The organism is Streptomyces sp. NPDC053750 (genome assembly GCF_044544295.1).
GTDB lineage: Bacteria > Actinomycetota > Actinomycetes > Streptomycetales > Streptomycetaceae > Streptomyces.
Genome location: NZ_JBITXB010000007.1, coordinates 437,008 through 451,677, shown reverse-complemented (window position 1 = coordinate 451,677; position 14,670 = coordinate 437,008). Strand labels below are relative to the sequence as shown.

14 protein-coding genes and 1 riboswitch are annotated in these 14,670 nt (G+C 72.2%); of the genes, 4 read left to right on the top strand and 10 right to left on the bottom strand.

The features are described 5' to 3' along the window. The first annotated feature begins 2 nt into the window (after positions 1-2). Entirely contained in the window at positions 3-758 is a 756-nt protein-coding gene (locus ACIGO6_RS22770) for a decaprenylphospho-beta-D-erythro-pentofuranosid-2-ulose 2-reductase (protein WP_399878895.1), read from the top strand. A 29-nt stretch (positions 759-787) separates the two neighbouring features. Here the strand turns inward: ACIGO6_RS22770 and ACIGO6_RS22765 are convergent, their stop codons facing one another. From ACIGO6_RS22765 to ACIGO6_RS22740, 6 genes are all read right to left on the bottom strand, one after another. Continuing rightward, on the bottom strand, positions 788-1,366 hold the full coding sequence (locus ACIGO6_RS22765; RefSeq protein WP_399878893.1) for a 2'-5' RNA ligase family protein: 579 nt from the start codon (positions 1,364-1,366) through the stop codon (positions 788-790). Positions 1,367-1,541: 175 nt separating this feature from the next. Beyond that, on the bottom strand, positions 1,542-2,555 hold the full coding sequence (gene trpS / locus ACIGO6_RS22760) for a tryptophan--tRNA ligase (RefSeq protein WP_399878891.1): 1,014 nt from the start codon (positions 2,553-2,555) through the stop codon (positions 1,542-1,544). A 53-nt stretch (positions 2,556-2,608) separates the two neighbouring features. After that, positions 2,609-4,054 carry a glycine hydroxymethyltransferase gene (locus ACIGO6_RS22755; protein WP_399878889.1) on the bottom strand — a complete coding sequence of 482 codons (1,446 nt, stop codon included), beginning with the start codon at positions 4,052-4,054 and terminating at the stop codon, positions 2,609-2,611. Positions 4,055-4,089: 35 nt separating this feature from the next. Continuing rightward, a riboswitch (ZMP/ZTP riboswitch) is annotated at positions 4,090-4,177 on the bottom strand. Between the two features lie 136 nt (positions 4,178-4,313). Then, positions 4,314-5,498: a glutathionylspermidine synthase family protein gene (locus tag ACIGO6_RS22750; protein ID WP_399878887.1), complete on the bottom strand. Its 1,185-nt coding sequence runs from the start codon at positions 5,496-5,498 to the stop codon at positions 4,314-4,316. A gap of 9 nt (positions 5,499-5,507) precedes the next feature. Continuing rightward, entirely contained in the window at positions 5,508-5,873 is a 366-nt protein-coding gene (locus tag ACIGO6_RS22745) for a hypothetical protein (protein WP_399878885.1), read from the bottom strand. 75 nt (positions 5,874-5,948) lie between these two features. Further along, positions 5,949-7,337 carry a PLP-dependent aminotransferase family protein gene (locus tag ACIGO6_RS22740; protein WP_399878883.1) on the bottom strand — a complete coding sequence of 463 codons (1,389 nt, stop codon included), beginning with the start codon at positions 7,335-7,337 and terminating at the stop codon, positions 5,949-5,951. A gap of 46 nt (positions 7,338-7,383) precedes the next feature. On the opposite strand from ACIGO6_RS22740, the gene ACIGO6_RS22735 reads away from it, so the two are divergent. The 3 genes from ACIGO6_RS22735 to ACIGO6_RS22725 are packed head-to-tail and all read left to right on the top strand — an operon-like array spanning position 7,384 to position 9,055. Continuing rightward, entirely contained in the window at positions 7,384-7,896 is a 513-nt protein-coding gene (locus ACIGO6_RS22735; RefSeq protein WP_399878881.1) for a carboxymuconolactone decarboxylase family protein, read from the top strand. Continuing rightward, positions 7,893-8,339: a carboxymuconolactone decarboxylase family protein gene (locus tag ACIGO6_RS22730; RefSeq protein WP_399878879.1), complete on the top strand. Its 447-nt coding sequence runs from the start codon at positions 7,893-7,895 to the stop codon at positions 8,337-8,339. The genes ACIGO6_RS22735 and ACIGO6_RS22730 overlap by 4 nt, the downstream gene beginning before the upstream one ends. Beyond that, positions 8,336-9,055 carry an isocitrate lyase/phosphoenolpyruvate mutase family protein gene (locus ACIGO6_RS22725; protein WP_399878877.1) on the top strand — a complete coding sequence of 240 codons (720 nt, stop codon included), beginning with the start codon at positions 8,336-8,338 and terminating at the stop codon, positions 9,053-9,055. Before ACIGO6_RS22730 ends, ACIGO6_RS22725 begins: the two co-directional genes overlap by 4 nt. A gap of 21 nt (positions 9,056-9,076) precedes the next feature. Here ACIGO6_RS22725 and ACIGO6_RS22720 read toward each other — a convergent pair whose 3' ends face one another. The 4 genes from ACIGO6_RS22720 to ACIGO6_RS22705 are packed head-to-tail and all read right to left on the bottom strand — an operon-like array spanning position 9,077 to position 14,625. Continuing rightward, on the bottom strand, positions 9,077-10,027 hold the full coding sequence (locus ACIGO6_RS22720) for an ABC transporter substrate-binding protein (protein ID WP_399878876.1): 951 nt from the start codon (positions 10,025-10,027) through the stop codon (positions 9,077-9,079). 1 nt (position 10,028) lies between these two features. Further along, entirely contained in the window at positions 10,029-11,969 is a 1,941-nt protein-coding gene (locus ACIGO6_RS22715; RefSeq protein WP_399878874.1) for an ABC transporter permease, read from the bottom strand. Next, positions 11,969-13,096: a glycine betaine/L-proline ABC transporter ATP-binding protein gene (locus ACIGO6_RS22710; RefSeq protein ID WP_399878872.1), complete on the bottom strand. Its 1,128-nt coding sequence runs from the start codon at positions 13,094-13,096 to the stop codon at positions 11,969-11,971. The genes ACIGO6_RS22715 and ACIGO6_RS22710 overlap by 1 nt, the downstream gene beginning before the upstream one ends. Then, entirely contained in the window at positions 13,093-14,625 is a 1,533-nt protein-coding gene (locus ACIGO6_RS22705) for a GMC family oxidoreductase (protein WP_399878870.1), read from the bottom strand. Before ACIGO6_RS22705 ends, ACIGO6_RS22710 begins: the two co-directional genes overlap by 4 nt. Between the last annotated feature and the right edge of the window lie 45 nt (positions 14,626-14,670).

Below are 14,670 nucleotides of genomic sequence, written 5' to 3'. Positions count from 1 at the left end.
TCGTGAAGGACGCCTTCGGTCTCCCCCAGTCCCTGCTCGTCCTCGGCGGTACGTCCGAGATCGCGCTGGCCACCGCGCGCCGGCTGGTCGCCCGCCGCACCCGCACGGTGTGGCTGGCCGGCCGCCCCTCCCCCGCCCTGGACGCGGCCGCCGAGCAGCTGCGCGGCCTCGGCGCCGAGGTGCGTACCGTCGCCTTCGACGCGCTCGACCCCGGGTCCCACGAGGCGGCGCTCGGCAAGGTCTTCGCCGAGGGCGACATCGACCTGGTGCTGCTCGCCTTCGGCATCCTCGGCGACCAGGCCCACGACGAGCGCGAGCCGCTGAACGCCGTACGGGTCGCGCAGACCAACTACACCGGCGCGGTCTCGGCGGGCCTGGTGAGCGCCCGCGCGCTCCAGACCCAGGGCCACGGCTCCCTGGTGGTGCTCTCCTCCGTGGCCGGTGAGCGGGCCCGCCGCGCCAACTTCATCTACGGCTCCAGCAAGGCCGGCCTGGACGCCTTCGCCCAGGGCCTGGGCGACGCCCTGCACGGCACCGGCGTGCACGTCATGGTCGTACGCCCCGGGTTCGTGCGGTCGCGGATGACCGCCGGGCTGGAGGAGGCGCCGTTCGCGACGACGCCCGAGGCGGTCGCCACGGCCATCGAGCTGGGGCTGCGGCGGCGCTCGGAGACGGTGTGGGTGCCGGGCGCGCTGCGCGTGGTGATGTCGGCGCTGCGGCATCTGCCGCGGCCGGTGTTCCGACGCCTGCCGATGTGAGGCCCGCCCGGCGGGGCCCACCGGTGGTCCTACCGCGTGGGGACGGAGCCGCTCTCCACGCGTCCCGACTGCGGGGGCACCACCGCACTGCCGAAGGGGAACTCGCGCAGCTTGCGCCACACCCCGTCGGGGCCCTGCTCGTAGAGCGCGAAGCCGGTGCAGGGCCACTGGGCCTCGTAGTCGGACAGCTCCTCGAAGGCGCGGTCCATCGCCGCCTCCTCGATGCCGTGCGCCACCGTGACGTGCGGGTGGTACGGGAACTGCAGCTCGCGCGCCACCGGTCCGGACGCGTCGCGCACCCGCTTCTGCAGCCAGGCGCAGGCCGCGGCGCCCTCGACCACCTGGACGAAGACCACGGGCGACAGGGGCCGGAAGGTGCCGGTGCCGCACAGCCGCATCGGAAAGGGCCGGCCGCGCGCCGCCACCTCCGCCAGATGCGCCTCGATCGCGGGCAGCGCGGCGCCGTCGACCTCGGTCGGCGGCAGCAGGGTGACATGCGTGGGGATGCCGTGAGCAGCGGCGTCGCCGAAGCCCGCGCGCAGCTGCTGGAGCTTGCTGCCGTGTGGCTCCGGGACCGCGATCGACACGCCGATCGTTACGGTCCCCACGTCGTCTCCTGTCGTTACGTGTCACTCGGTGGATGTCACTGTGTCGGACACCCGGATATCGACTGTACGGCCACGACCGTGCCCGGGGCAGGCGCAACCGGAGTGATGTGCAGCGCTACGGCGGCGTGCCGGGGCGCACGGGGGTGCCGAGCCGGTGGTCGGGGCGGCCGGGCCGTCAGTGCTTGGCGGGCAGGAATCCCACCATGTCGTACGTCCGGGCGAGGGTCTCCGCGGCGACGGCACGTGCCTTCTCCGCGCCCTTGGCCAGGATCGAGTCGAGCGTCTCCGGGTCGTCCAGGTACTGCTGGGTGCGCTCCCGGAAGGGGGACACGAACTCGACCATGACCTCGGCGAGGTCCGTCTTGAGCGCTCCGTAGCCCTTGCCGGCGTACTTCTCCTCCAGCTCGGTGACGTCCGCCCCGGTGAGGGTCGAGTAGATCGAGAGGAGGTTGCTGACGCCCGGCTTGTTCTCCGGGTCGAAGCGGATCACGGTGTCCGTGTCGGTGACGGCGCTCTTGACCTTCTTCGCGGTGGTCTTCGGCTCGTCCAGGAGGTTGATCAGGCCCTTCGGCGTGGACGCCGACTTGCTCATCTTGATCGACGGGTCCTGGAGGTCGTAGATCTTCGCCGTCTCCTTGAGGATGTACGGCGACGGCACGGTGAAGGTCTCGCCGTAGCGGCCGTTGAAGCGCTCGGCGAGGTCGCGGGTGAGCTCGATGTGCTGGCGCTGGTCCTCGCCGACGGGGACCTCGTTGGCCTGGTAGAGCAGGATGTCGGCGACCTGGAGGACCGGGTACGTGAACAGGCCGACGGAGGCGCGGTCGGCGCCCTGCTTGGCGGACTTGTCCTTGAACTGGGTCATACGGCTGGCCTCGCCGAAGCCGGTGAGGCAGTTCATGACCCAGGCGAGCTGGGCGTGCTCGGGGACGTGGCTCTGGACGAAGAGCGTGCAGCGGTCCGGGTCCAGTCCGGCGGCAAGAAGCTGGGCGGTGGCGAGCCGGGTGTTGGCCCGCAGGTCCTTCGGGTCCTGCGGGACCGTGATCGCGTGCAGGTCGACGACCATGTAGAACGCGTCGTGGGTCTCCTGCAGGGCCACCCACTGGCGGACGGCGCCGAGGTAGTTGCCGAGGTGGAACGAGCCTGCGGTCGGCTGGATTCCGGAGAGCACGCGGGGTCGGTCATTCGCCATGTCCGTCATTCTCTCAGGTTCCACCGCAGGCTCGTTCCCCTGGTCGGCGACCGTCAGCCCAGGTCGATTTCCGGGTACAGGGGGAAGCCCGCCACCAGGTCCGTCGCGCGCTGCGCGATCTCCTGGGCGACCTTCTCGTCCAGGACGTGCGACGCCTTCGAGGGGGCGCCCGACTTCGTGGTGCCCGGCTCCGTGGTCGTCAGGACGCGGTCGATCAGGCCCGCGACCTCGTCCATCTCCGCCGTGCCGAGGCCCCGCGTGGTCAGCGCCGGGGTGCCGATGCGGATGCCGGAGGTGTACCAGGCGCCGTTCGGGTCGGCCGGGATGGCGTTGCGGTTGGTGACGATGCCGGAGTCGAGCAGGGCCGCCTCGGCCTGACGGCCGGTGAGGCCGTAGGAGGTGGCGACGTCGATCAGGTTGAGGTGGTTGTCGGTGCCGCCGGTGACGAGGGTGGCGCCGCGGTGCATCAGGCCCTCGGCGAGGGCGCGGGAGTTGTCGACGATGCGCTGGGCGTAGTCCTGGAACGCGGGCAGGCGGGCCTCGGCGAGGGCGACGGCCTTGGCGGCCATGACGTGCGGGAGCGGGCCGCCGAGGACCATGGGGCAGCCGCGGTCGACCTGGTCCTTGAGGGAGTCGTCGCACAGGACCATGCCGCCGCGCGGGCCGCGCAGCGACTTGTGGGTGGTCGTCGTGACGATCTGGGCGTGCGGGACCGGGTCGAAGTCGCCGGTGAGCACCTTGCCCGCGACCAGACCCGCGAAGTGCGCCATGTCGACCATCAGCGTCGCGCCGACCTCGTCGGCGATCTCACGCATGATCCGGAAGTTCACCAGCCGCGGGTACGCGGAGTAGCCGGCGACGATGATCAGCGGCTTGAACTCGCGGGCCGAGGCGCGCAGGGCCTCGTAGTCGATGAGGCCGGTGGCCGGGTCGGTGCCGTAGGAACGCTGGTCGAACATCTTGCCGGAGATGTTCGGGCGGAAGCCGTGGGTGAGGTGGCCGCCGGCGTCCAGGGACATGCCGAGCATCCGCTGGTTGCCGAAGGCGCGTCGCAGCTCGGCCCAGTCGGCGTCGGTCAGGTCGTTGACCTGGCGGGCGCCGGTCTTCTGGAGGAACGGCGCCTCGACGCGGTCGGCGAGTACGGCCCAGAAGGCGACGAGGTTGGCGTCGATGCCGGAGTGCGGCTGGACGTAGGCGTGGCGGGCGCCGAAGAGCTCGCGCGCGTGCTCGGCGGCCAGGGACTCGACGGTGTCGACGTTGCGGCAGCCGGCGTAGAAGCGGCGGCCGACGGTGCCCTCGGCGTACTTGTCGCTGAACCAGTTGCCCATCGCCAGGAGCGTGGCCGGGGAGGCGTAGTTCTCCGAGGCGATCAGCTTGAGCATCTCGCGCTGGTCGGCGACCTCCTGGCCGATGGCGTCGGCGACGCGGGGCTCGACCGTGCGGATGACGTCGAGCGCGGCTCGGTAGGCAACGGACTCGGGCGTGCGATCTGCGGACATGGGGACCTCCGGACGTTGCGTTCAGCGTTCACGGTACGGACGGCCCAGGCGCACGGCACTTGTTCTTCTTGGGCCGCTCCCCGATGGTTGGTCCATCCCAGCGCGCCAGTCACGGCCCGCGATCAGCGTACCGGAACGCGTCTGCCGGGTTGTTGTCCGTCGCGGACTGCGGCTTCATTGTGGCTGGTCGCGCCCACGCGACGGAGCCGCATATGTCACAGCCCCGCGCCCCTTGAGGGGCGTTCCCCCCGGCCGCTCCTTAGAGGATCACGTGGGGTAGGAACCTTGCGTATTCGTCCGTCACCAGACCGCTCGACTCCCTGATGCCCAGGCCCGCCGACTCGTTCTCCACCACCCACGCGCCCAGGACCACGCGGTTGCCGTCGAAGTCGGGCAGGGGGGCGAGGGCCTGGTAGCAGCAGGGTTCGTCGCGCGCGGTCGGGGCGGTGCCCGGCTCGTGGATCGTGACACCGGCGCCCTCGCGGCCCAGGAGGGGCTTGGCGACCCAGCCGGTGGTGCGCGCCAGCTCGCGGGGGCCGTCGAGGTAGGCCGGCAGGAGGTTGGGGTGGTCGGGGTAGAGCTCCCAGAGGATCGCCAGGAGGGCCTTGTTGCTGAGCAGCATCTTCCAGGCGGGCTCGATCCACAGGGTGGTGCCGGTGCCGCCGCCGTTGTCGAGGGTGTCCAGGACGTGGTCGGCGAAGCGGTCGGTGGTGAGCCACTCCCAGGGGTAGAGCTTGAAGATGCTGCGGACGAAGCGCAGCTTGGTGTCCACGAAGCGGCCGGAGAGGCGGTCCCAGCCGATCTCCTCCATGGAGATCCACTCGGTGGCCAGACCGGCCTGCTCGGCGGTCTCCTTGAGGTAGGCGACCGTCATCAGGTCCTCGCCCAGCTCGTCGGCCTCGGAGTTCGCGAAGTACAGCGGGGTGCCGGGCGGGAGGAGGGGGGCCTGCTTCTTCCAGGCGTCGATCAGGCGCTCGTGGAGGCTGTTCCACTGGTCGGCGCCGGGGAAGCGCTCCTCCATCCAGAACCACTGCGGGGACGCGGCCTCGACGAGGGAGGTCGGGGTGTCCGCGTTGTACTCCAGGAGCTTGGCGGGGCCCGTGCCGTCGTAGCGCAGGTCGAAGCGGGCGTAGACGGATGGGAGTTCGGCGCGGCGGTGCCAGGCCTCGGTGACCGCGTGGACGACGCGGGGGTCGGTGATGCCGAGGTCGGCGAAGCGGTTCGCGGTGACGATGTGTTCGGCCGCCGCCAGGCACATGCGGTGGAGTTCCTCGACGACCTCCTCCAGCGCCTCGATCTCCGGCAGCGAGAAGACGTAGTAGGCGCTCTCGTCCCAGTAGGGGCGCAGGGAGTCGTCGGGGTAGCGGGTCAGGGGGTAGATCAGTCCCTGCTCCTCGACGGTCTGCTGCCAGCCGGGGCGGGGGTCCGTCGTGCGGCGTTCCATGGTCCGGCCTCAGCCGCCGCCGCTGCCGGAGCCGGAGCAGCCGAAGCCGCCGCGGTCGACGGCCTCGTCGCGGCTGAAGGTGCCGCCGTCGGCCCAGCCGTTGCTGACGTCGGCGTCGTAGTACCAGTCGGCGTCGTCGACGGTCCTCGACGAACCGGTCTTCTTCTTGCCGCCCTTGCCGTACGAGCTGCCGGAGGAGCCGGACTTGCAGTTCTTGTCGGCCACCACCTTGTAGCCGTAGATGTAGTCGTAGCTGTCTCGGTCCACGCAGCGGCGGTCGGGATCCGATCCGCACGCGCTCAGGGCCGCCGCGAGCACTCCCATGCCGCCGAGCACCACGGTGCTCGACCGCAGCCGCCGCCGGGTCTCCGCCATGTCCGTCTCTCCCCGTTGTCCGCTTTCCGGTACGACAGTTGGGCCGATCGAGTGTACGGCCGTCGCCGGGGGACTCTACGGCAGCGCCCGGCACAGCGCGTCCAGGGCCCCCGCCCAGGCGTGGTCCGGCGGGGTGCCGTAGCCGACGACGAGGGCGTCCAGCGGGGCGACGGCCGCCTCCGGATGCCGGAAGGTGGACAGTCCGTGGACCGCGAGCCCGTTCCAGGCGGCGGCGCGGACGACCTGCTGCTCGGTGCCGGGCGGCAGTTGGAGCACGGCGTGCAGGCCGGCGGCGATGCCGGTCACCCGCACGTCGGGCGCGCGCTCGGCGAGGGCGGCGACCAGGGCGTCCCGGCGGCGCCGGTAGCGCAGGCGGGCGGCGCGGACGTGCCGGTCGTAGTCGCCGGAGGCGAGGAACTCGGCGAGGGTCAGCTGGTCGAGCACGCCCGGGATGCGGCCGGACATGTGCTCCATGGCCTCCTCGACGAGCGACGGCGGCAGCACCAGCCAGCCCAGGCGCAGCCCGGGGGCGAGGGACTTGCTGGCGGTGCCCAGGTAGACGACGCGGTCGGGGTCGAGGCCCTGGAGGGCGCCGACGGGCTGGCGGTCGTAGCGGAACTCGCCGTCGTAGTCGTCCTCCAGGATCAGTCCGCCGGTGCGGCGGGCCCAGTCGATCAGCGCCGTCCGGCGTTCGGGGAGCAGCGGCAGGCCCATCGGGAACTGGTGCGAGGGGGCCAGCAGGACAGCCCGCGCGGCGGCCGGACCGTCGGGGGGCAGGGTGCCGCGCTCGTCGAAGGGCAGCGGGGGTGTGTCGCAGCCCGCGCGCCCGAGCAGCCGGCGGTGGTGGGGCAGGCCGTAGGACTCGACCGCCACCGAGCACGCTCCCCCGCGGCGCAGCAGCTCCGCGAGCATGCCGAGTCCGCCCAGGAAGCCGGCGCACACGATGATCCGGTCGGGGTCGGCGTGCACGCCCCGGGCGCGCGAGAGGTAGCCGGCGAGCGCGGTGCGCAGTTCGATCCGGCCGCGGGGGTCGCCGTAGCCGAGGGCGCGGTCGGGGGCGGCGGCCAGGGCGCGGCGGGCCGCCCTCAGCCACCGGGTGCGGGGGAAGGACGCGAGTTCGGGGGTGCCGGGGACGAGGTCGTAGGTGGGCCGGCCCGGTTCCCGTCGGTGCGGTGCCGGACGCCGGTCGGGGGCGGCGGGCGTCCGGTCGGCGACCCGGGTGCCGGATCCCTGGCGGGCGGCGAGCCAGCCCTCGGCGACCAGGTCGGCGTAGGCCTCGGCCACCGTGTTGCGCGCGACGCCCAGGTCGGCGGCGAGCGAGCGCGAGGAGGGCAGCCGGGTGCCGGGGGTCAGCCGGCCGCTGCGGACGGCCTCGCGCAGGGCGTCGGTGAGGCCGCGGCGCAGTCCCGGGCCGGAGCGGTCCAGATGCAGGTCGACACCGAAAGTGGCCCATGTTTCCCCCATGGGAATGGACCATACCCGTGGGCTGCCTCGCTCCTAGTCTCGAAGCATGACGACTCACGAGAACACCACCACCTCCCCCGACTCCTTCGCCCCCGAGGAGGCCCCCCGGCTGGAGTGGGCCAAGCACGCCCCCGAGGTCTACAAGGCGATGATGCGTCTGGAGAAGGCCGCGGGCCAGGGGCTGGACCCGAAGCTGAAGGAACTGGTGAAGATCCGCGCCTCCCAGCTGAACCACTGCGCCTTCTGCCTGGACATGCACACCAAGGACGCGCTCGCGGCCGGTGAGAGCGTGGAGCGGATCGTGCAGCTCTCCGCCTGGGAGGAGTCGCGGCACTTCTACACGGAGAAGGAGCTCGCGGCGATCGAGCTGACCGAGGCGGTCACCGTGCTGACGGACGGCTTCGTGCCGGACGCGGTGTACGAGAAGGCCGCAAAGGTCTTCGACGAGACCGAGCTGGCCCACCTGATCGCCGCGATCACGGTGATCAACGCCTGGAACCGGTTCGGCGTGACCTGCCGGCTGACGCCGGGCCACTACACGCCGGGGCAGTACTCGTGACGGTGCGCACCAGGCTCCTGGACGACGGCGTCCGGTCCGCGCTGCGGGCACTGGGCGCCGCCGCCAAGCAGGGCCTGGGCGACCCGGACCTCGCGGAACTGGTGCAGATCCGCGCCTCTCAGCTCAACCACTGCGCGTTCTGCCTGGACATGCACCTCGGCATCGCGCGCAAGCAGGGGGTGAGTGAACGGCAGCTCGATCTGCTCGCCGCCTGGGAGGAGGCCGAAGGGGTCTTCGACGAGCGGGAGCGGGCCGCGCTGGCCCTCACCGAGGCGGTCACCGTGCTGACCGAGGGGTTCGTGCCGGACGCGGTGTACGAGAAGGCCGCCGAGTTCTTCGACGCCGACGGGCTCGCCCACCTGATCGCGCTGATCGCCGCCATCAACAGCTGGAACCGGCTGATGGTCGGACGGCGGATTCCCCCGGGGAGCACCGAGTGGTGACCAGGACCGACCGCTTTCGCGCCCTCCACCACGGCCGCGCCCCGGGCGACCCCCTCGTGCTGCCCGGGCCCTGGGACGCGGCGAGCGCCCGGGTGTTCGCGGAGGCCGGGTTCCCGGCGCTGGCGACACCGAGCGCCGGGGTGGCGGCCTCGCTCGGGTACGAGGACGGGGCGACCCCGGCCGACGAGATGTTCGCCGCCGTCGCACGGATCGCGCGGGCCGTCGACGTACCGGTGTCGGCGGACGTCGAGGACGGGTACGGACTGGCGCCGAAGGAGCTGGTGGAGCGGCTCCTCGAGGCGGGCGTCGTGGGCTGCAACCTGGAGGACTCCGCGGACGGGGTGCTCAAGGACCCGGCGGCGCACGCCGAGTGGCTGGCCGAGGTGCGCGAGGCGGCCGGTGACCGGCTCTTCCTCAACGCCCGGATCGACACCTTCGTCCGGGGCGTCGAGGACCCGGATGCGGCGATCGAGCGGGCCGCGTCGTACGTCGCCGCGGGCGCCGACTGCGTGTATCCGATCGGCGCCCCGGCCGCCGTACTGCCGCTGCTGCGGGCCGGCATCCAGGGGCCGGTGAACGTGCACGCGCTGCCCGGGGAGGGCCCCTCGCCCGCCGAACTCGGCGGACTCGGGGCCACCCGGATCACGTTCGGGCCGGGCCTCCAGCGGCAAGCGGCGCAGGCGGTGCGGGAGATGGCGGCCCGACTGGCGGAGTGAGGGGCCAGGTCGGCCGCTGGGTCAGGGCAGCCACTGCTTCCAGACGGAGGCGTGGCTGTCCACCCACTTCTTCGCCGCCTCCTCGGGCCGCAGCTTCTGCTCAGCGATCATCAGGGAGACCTGGTTCTGGTCCTCGGTGGTCCACTTGAAGTTCTTCAGGAACTCCGCCGCCTTGCCGCCGTTCTCCGCGAAGCCGGCGTTGAGGTACTTCTGCAGCGGGGTGACCGGGTAGGCGCAGTCGACCTTCGCCGGGTCGGCGTCGCAGCCCTCCTTGTACGGCGGCAGCTTCACCTCCGTCATCGGGACCTTCTCGAACAGCCACTGGGGCGTGTACCAGTAGGTCAGGAAGGGCTTCTTCTCCTTGGCGAACTGCTGGATCTGGGTGATCTGGGCGGCCTCGGAGCCGGCGAAGACGACCTGGTAGTCCAGGTTCAGGTTCTCCACCAGGGCCTTGTCGTTGGTGACGTAGGACGGGGAGCCGTCCAGCAGCTGGCCCTTGGCGCCGCTCTCGGCGGTGCGCAGCTGGTCGGCGTACTTGTCGAGGTTCTTCCAGTCGGTGACGTCCGGGTGCTGCTTCGCGAAGTACGTCGGGACGAACCAGCCGATGTGTCCGGTGACGCCGAGGTCGCCGCCGGGGGCGATGGTCCTCTTGTCCTCGACGTAGCGCTGCTCCTGCTCGGGGTGGCCCCAGTCCTCCAGGATGGCGTCGACCCGGCCCTGGCTGAGCGCGTCCCACGCGGGGACCTCGTCGACCTGGACGGTGTCGACGCGGTAGCCGAGCTCGTGCTCCAGCAGGTACTGGGCGACGGCCACGTTGGCCTGGGCGCCGACCCAGGACTGCACGGAGAGGGTGACGGTCCTGGCGCCCTGGGCGCCCGCGAACGGGGACGCCTGCTTGGTCATGTCGGCGGCGCCGCAGCCGGTGGCGAACACCAGCACGGCTACGGCCGCCGTGATCCGCTTGCGCGACATCTCAGGCTCCCTTCCTCGTACGGCGTTCGGTGGGCTGGGTGACCCGGTCGAGCATCAGACCGAGGCAGACGATCGCCGCGCCGGCCACCAGGCCGGACGCCAGGTCGCCCTGTGCGAGGCCGAACACGACCTGGTAGCCGAGGGCGCCACCGCCGACCAGGCCGCCGATGATGACGACGGCGAGGACCAGGACGACGCCCTGGTTGACGGCGAGCAGCAGGGCCGGGCGGGCCAGCGGGAGCTGGACCTGGCGGAGTTGCTGGCCGCTGGTCGCGCCGAGCGAGCGGGCCGACTCCATGGCGGCCGGGTCGACCTGGCGCAGTCCCTGCGCGGTGATGCGGACGACGGCCGGGAGGGCGTAGACGACCGCGGCGGCGACGGCGGGCGCGCGGCCCACGCCGAACAGGGCGACGACCGGGATCAGGTACACGAACTGCGGCATCGTCTGGAAGACGTCCAGCACGGGCCGGAGCATGCGCTCGAAGCGGTCGCTGCGGGCGGCGGCGATGCCCGTCGCGAAGCCGATGACCAGGGTCACGGCGACGGCCGCCAGGACCTGGGAGAGCGTGTCCAGGGAGGGGTTCCACACGCCGAGCACGCCGATCGCGGCCATGGCGAGGACGGCGGTGAGCGCGGTGCGCCAGGTGCCGATCAGCCAGGCCAGTGCGGCGACGATCAGGAGGACGGACCACCAGGGCAGCCACTGGAGGCCGTCCCGGAGCGGGTTGAGGACCCAGTTGGTGAAGTGCGCGGCCCAGTCGGCGGTGCCGCCGACGACGGGGACGCCGGAGTACAGGTGGGCGGTCATCCAGTCGACGGCCCGGTTGACGGGCTCGGCGATGTGCAGCTCCCACCCGTCGGGCCACTCCAGGAACCCGGCGAGACGTCCGGCGACCGCGACGGCCGCTGCGGCGGCCAGGGCGTACAGCCAGGTCAGCGGGGACTTCCCGGCCTCCCCGAGCCGCTCCCCCGCCGCGGCGGTCACCCGGTCCAGGACGACGGCGAGCAGCACGATCGGGATGCCGGCCGCGAGGGCCGCGCCGACGTCGACCGAGGCGAGCGCCTGGTAGACGCGGTCGCCGAGGCCGCCGGCGCCGATGACGGAGGCGATGACGGCCATGGAGAGCGCCATCATGATCGTCTGGTTGACGCCGAGGAGGAGTTCCTTGCGGGCCAGCGGGATGCGGGCGGTCAGCAGTCGCTGGCGGGCGGTGGTGCCGAGGGACTCGACGGCCTCCAGCACCTCCTTGTCGGCGCCGCGCAGGCCGAGGGCGGTGAGCCGGGCCATCGGCGGGGCGGCGTAGACGACGGTGGCCAGGACGGCGGCGGGGACGCCGATACCGAAGACCAGGACGACGGGGAGGAGGTAGGCGAACGCGGGCAGCACCTGCATGGTGTCGAGCACCGGGCGCAGGACGCGGTCCATGCGGTCGGACAGGCCGGCGGCCAGGCCCAGCAGGGCGCCGACGGCGACCGACGCGAGGACGGCGACGACCATCAGCGCGAGGGTCTGCATGGTCGGCACCCACATGCCGAGCAGACCGCAGGCGAGGAACGCGGCGGCCGTGCCGACGGCGAGCTTCACGCCGGCCACGCGCCACGCGACCAGGGCGCCGATCGCGGTGACCCCGGCCCAGCCGACGGCGAGGAGGGCGAGGTAGACGGCGCGTACGGCGATGACGACGACGTTGCTGACGTGGCCGAAGAAGTAGAGGAACAGGGGGTGGCTGTCGCGGTTGTCGATGATCCAGTCGCTGGCCTTGCCGAGGGGTTCGGAGAGGTCGACGGTGAGGGCGGTGGGCCAGGTGGCGCCGCCCCACTGGGCGACGGCCAGGGGGACGAGGACCGCCGCGGCCACGGCGAGCGTGAGGAGCTTGCGGGCGGCGGGGCGGGTGAGGACGCCCGGGGGTGTTTTCGGGGCCGGTGCGGTGATCGTCGCCATCAGACCGCCTCCTTGGGCAGCTCCGCCTCCCCCGGGAGGACGGCCGCCCCCTCGGGGCGTTCCTCGGGTACGGCCGTACCCGCGACGACACCGAGCAGGTCGCTCGCGTCGACCACGCCCAGGCAGCGGCCGTCGGACATCACGCGGGCCGGCGAGCCCGCCCGCGCCACCGCCTCGATGGCCTCCGAGACCGTGGCGTCGGGGCGCAGGGCCGGGCCCGTGCCCGCCTCGTCGGACGAGGTCGCGGGACGCATCGCCGTGCGGACCGTCAGGACCTGTTCGCGCGGGACGTCGCGGACGAACTCGCGGACGTAGTCGTCGGCGGGCGAGCCGACGATCTCCTCCGGGGTGCCGAGCTGCACGACGCGGCCGTCGCGCATCAGGGCGATGCGGTCGCCGAGCTTGAGCGCTTCCTGGAGGTCGTGGGTGATGAAGACCATGGTGCGGCCCTCCTCCTGGTGCAGTCGGACGACCTCCTCCTGCATGTCGCGCCGGATCAGCGGGTCGAGCGCGCTGAACGGCTCGTCGAAGAGCAGCACCTCCGGGTCGACGGCGAGGGCGCGGGCGAGGCCGACGCGCTGGCGCTGGCCGCCGGAGAGCTGCCCGGGGCGGCGCTGCTCCAGGCCCTCCAGGCCGACCTTGGCGACGACGGCGGCGGCGCGCTCGCGGCGCTCGGCGCGGCCCATGCCCTGGACCTCCAGGCCGTAGGCGACGTTGTCGAGGACCGTGCGGTGCGGGAGCAGTCCGAAGTGCTGGAAGACCATCGCGGCGCGGTGCCGGCGCAGTTCGCGCAGCCGGGACTTGTCCATCGCGCGGACGTCCTCGCCGTCGATGGCGATGGATCCGGCCGTCGGCTCGATGAGGCGGGTCAGGCAGCGTACGAGGGTGGACTTGCCGGAGCCGGACAGGCCCATGACGACGAAGACCTCGCCCTTGCGCACGTCGAAGGAGACGTCGCGGACGGCGGCGGTGCAGCCGGTGCGGGAGCGCAGCTCGGCCGGTGTCAGGGCGGTCAGCTCCGGGTCGGCGGGGACGCGGGCGGCCTTGGGGCCGAAGACCTTCCACAGGCCGTCGACGGAGAAGACCGGGGGTCGCTCGGCCACGGTGTCGGTGACGGTCTTGCTCATCGGGCATCACCACCGATCAGCTCGACGGCGCGCTCCCCGACCATGAGCACGCCGATCATCGGGTTAACTGCGGTCATCGTCGGGAAGACGGAGGCGTCGGCGATGCGGATGCCCGTCAGGCCTCGGACGCGCAGCTCGGGGTCGACGACGGCCGTCTCGTCGGTGGCGGCGCCCATCTTGCAGGTGCCCGCCGGGTGGTAGACGGTGTGGGCGACCTTGCGGGCGTACTCGCTCAGCTCCTCGTCACCGGTGACGTCCGGGCCGGGGCAGACCTCGCGCTTCAGCCAGCCCGCCAGCGGCTCGGACTTGGCGATCTCGCGGGCGATGCGGATGCCGTCGACGAGGGTGCGGCCGTCGTAGTCGTCCTCGTCGGTGAAGTAGCGGAAGTCCAGGGCGGGCTTCACGGACGGGTCGGCGCTGGTGAGGTAGAGGCGGCCGCGGGACTTCGGCTTGGGGATGTTCGGGGTCATGGAGACGCCGAACTCGGGGCGCTCGTAGCCCAGTCGCTCCGGGTTGTCCGTGAACGGGATCTGGTAGAAGTGGAACATCAGGTCGGGGCCCGCGTGTTCGGGGTCGCGGCGCACGAACAGACCGGCGTCGGAGTCCATCGCGGAGTTGTCGGGGATGGGACCGTTGGTCTCCCACACGATCACCGACTCGGGGTGGTCGAGCAGGTTCTCGCCGACGCCGGGCAGGTCGAGCACCACGGGTATGCCGAGGGCCTCCAGCTGGTCCTTCGGGCCGATGCCCGAGTGCAGCAGCAGGCGCGGGGAGTCGACGGCGCCGGCGCACAGGACGACCTCGCCCCGGGCCTTGACCAGGATCTCCTCGCCGTCCTTGGTGCGCACGTGGACGCCCTCGGCGCGGGTGCCGTCGAGCTCCAGCCGGTACGCCCAGGTCTCCAGCAGGATCGTCAGGTTGGGGCGCTCGTCCATCACCGGGTGCAGGTACGCCACCGACGCCGACGACCGCTTGTTGTTCTCCGGGTGGTAGGCGAGGTCGAAGAAGCCGACGCCGTCGTTGAACGGCTTCTTGTTGAAGCCCTCGATCCGGGGGACCTCCAGCGTCTTCTGCGCGGAGTCGACGAAGTCGCGGGCGATGGCGTTCCGGTCCTTCTCGTCGACCGGGACGATGTTGTTCTTCAGCCGGGCGAAGTACGCCTCCATCTGGACCGCGCCCCAGCCCTTGGCTCCGGCGGCCTCCCACTCGTCCCAGTCGGACGGCAGCGGCTTGAAGGCGATGAGGGTGTTGTGCGAGGAGCAGCCGCCGAGGACGCGGGCGCGGCTGTGCCGGATGTGCGAATTGCCGCGCGGCTGCTCGGTGGTGGGGTAGTCGTAGTCCAGCTCGCCGCCGAGCAGGCCCATCCAGCGGCGCAGGGTCAGCACGTCGTCGCGGCCGACGTCGCTGGGGCCGCCCTCGACGACGGCGACGGTGACGTCCGGGTTCTCGGTGAGGCGGGAGGCGATGACGGAGCCTGCGGTGCCGCCGCCGATGACGACGTAGTCGTAGACATGCGTGGTCTCGGGCATGGGGGTTACTCCAGGGGGCGTGGGGACGGAAGGTGCGGACGGGTG

Bases quoted from the DNA above. Each gene is read 5' to 3' on its own strand.
- trpS (WP_399878891.1), bottom strand. From the start codon at position 2,555: ATGGCGAATGACCGACCCCGCGTGCTCTCCGGAATCCAGCCGACCGCA.
- ACIGO6_RS22755 (WP_399878889.1), bottom strand. From the start codon at position 4,054: ATGTCCGCAGATCGCACGCCCGAGTCCGTTGCCTACCGAGCCGCGCTC.
- ACIGO6_RS22750 (WP_399878887.1), bottom strand. From the start codon at position 5,498: ATGGAACGCCGCACGACGGACCCCCGCCCCGGCTGGCAGCAGACCGTC.
- ACIGO6_RS22745 (WP_399878885.1), bottom strand. From the start codon at position 5,873: ATGGCGGAGACCCGGCGGCGGCTGCGGTCGAGCACCGTGGTGCTCGGC.
- ACIGO6_RS22740 (WP_399878883.1), bottom strand. From the start codon at position 7,337: ATGGGGGAAACATGGGCCACTTTCGGTGTCGACCTGCATCTGGACCGC.
- ACIGO6_RS22735 (WP_399878881.1), top strand. From the start codon at position 7,384: ATGACGACTCACGAGAACACCACCACCTCCCCCGACTCCTTCGCCCCC.
- ACIGO6_RS22720 (WP_399878876.1), bottom strand. From the start codon at position 10,027: ATGTCGCGCAAGCGGATCACGGCGGCCGTAGCCGTGCTGGTGTTCGCC.
- ACIGO6_RS22715 (WP_399878874.1), bottom strand. From the start codon at position 11,969: ATGGCGACGATCACCGCACCGGCCCCGAAAACACCCCCGGGCGTCCTC.
- ACIGO6_RS22710 (WP_399878872.1), bottom strand. From the start codon at position 13,096: ATGAGCAAGACCGTCACCGACACCGTGGCCGAGCGACCCCCGGTCTTC.
- ACIGO6_RS22705 (WP_399878870.1), bottom strand. From the start codon at position 14,625: ATGCCCGAGACCACGCATGTCTACGACTACGTCGTCATCGGCGGCGGC.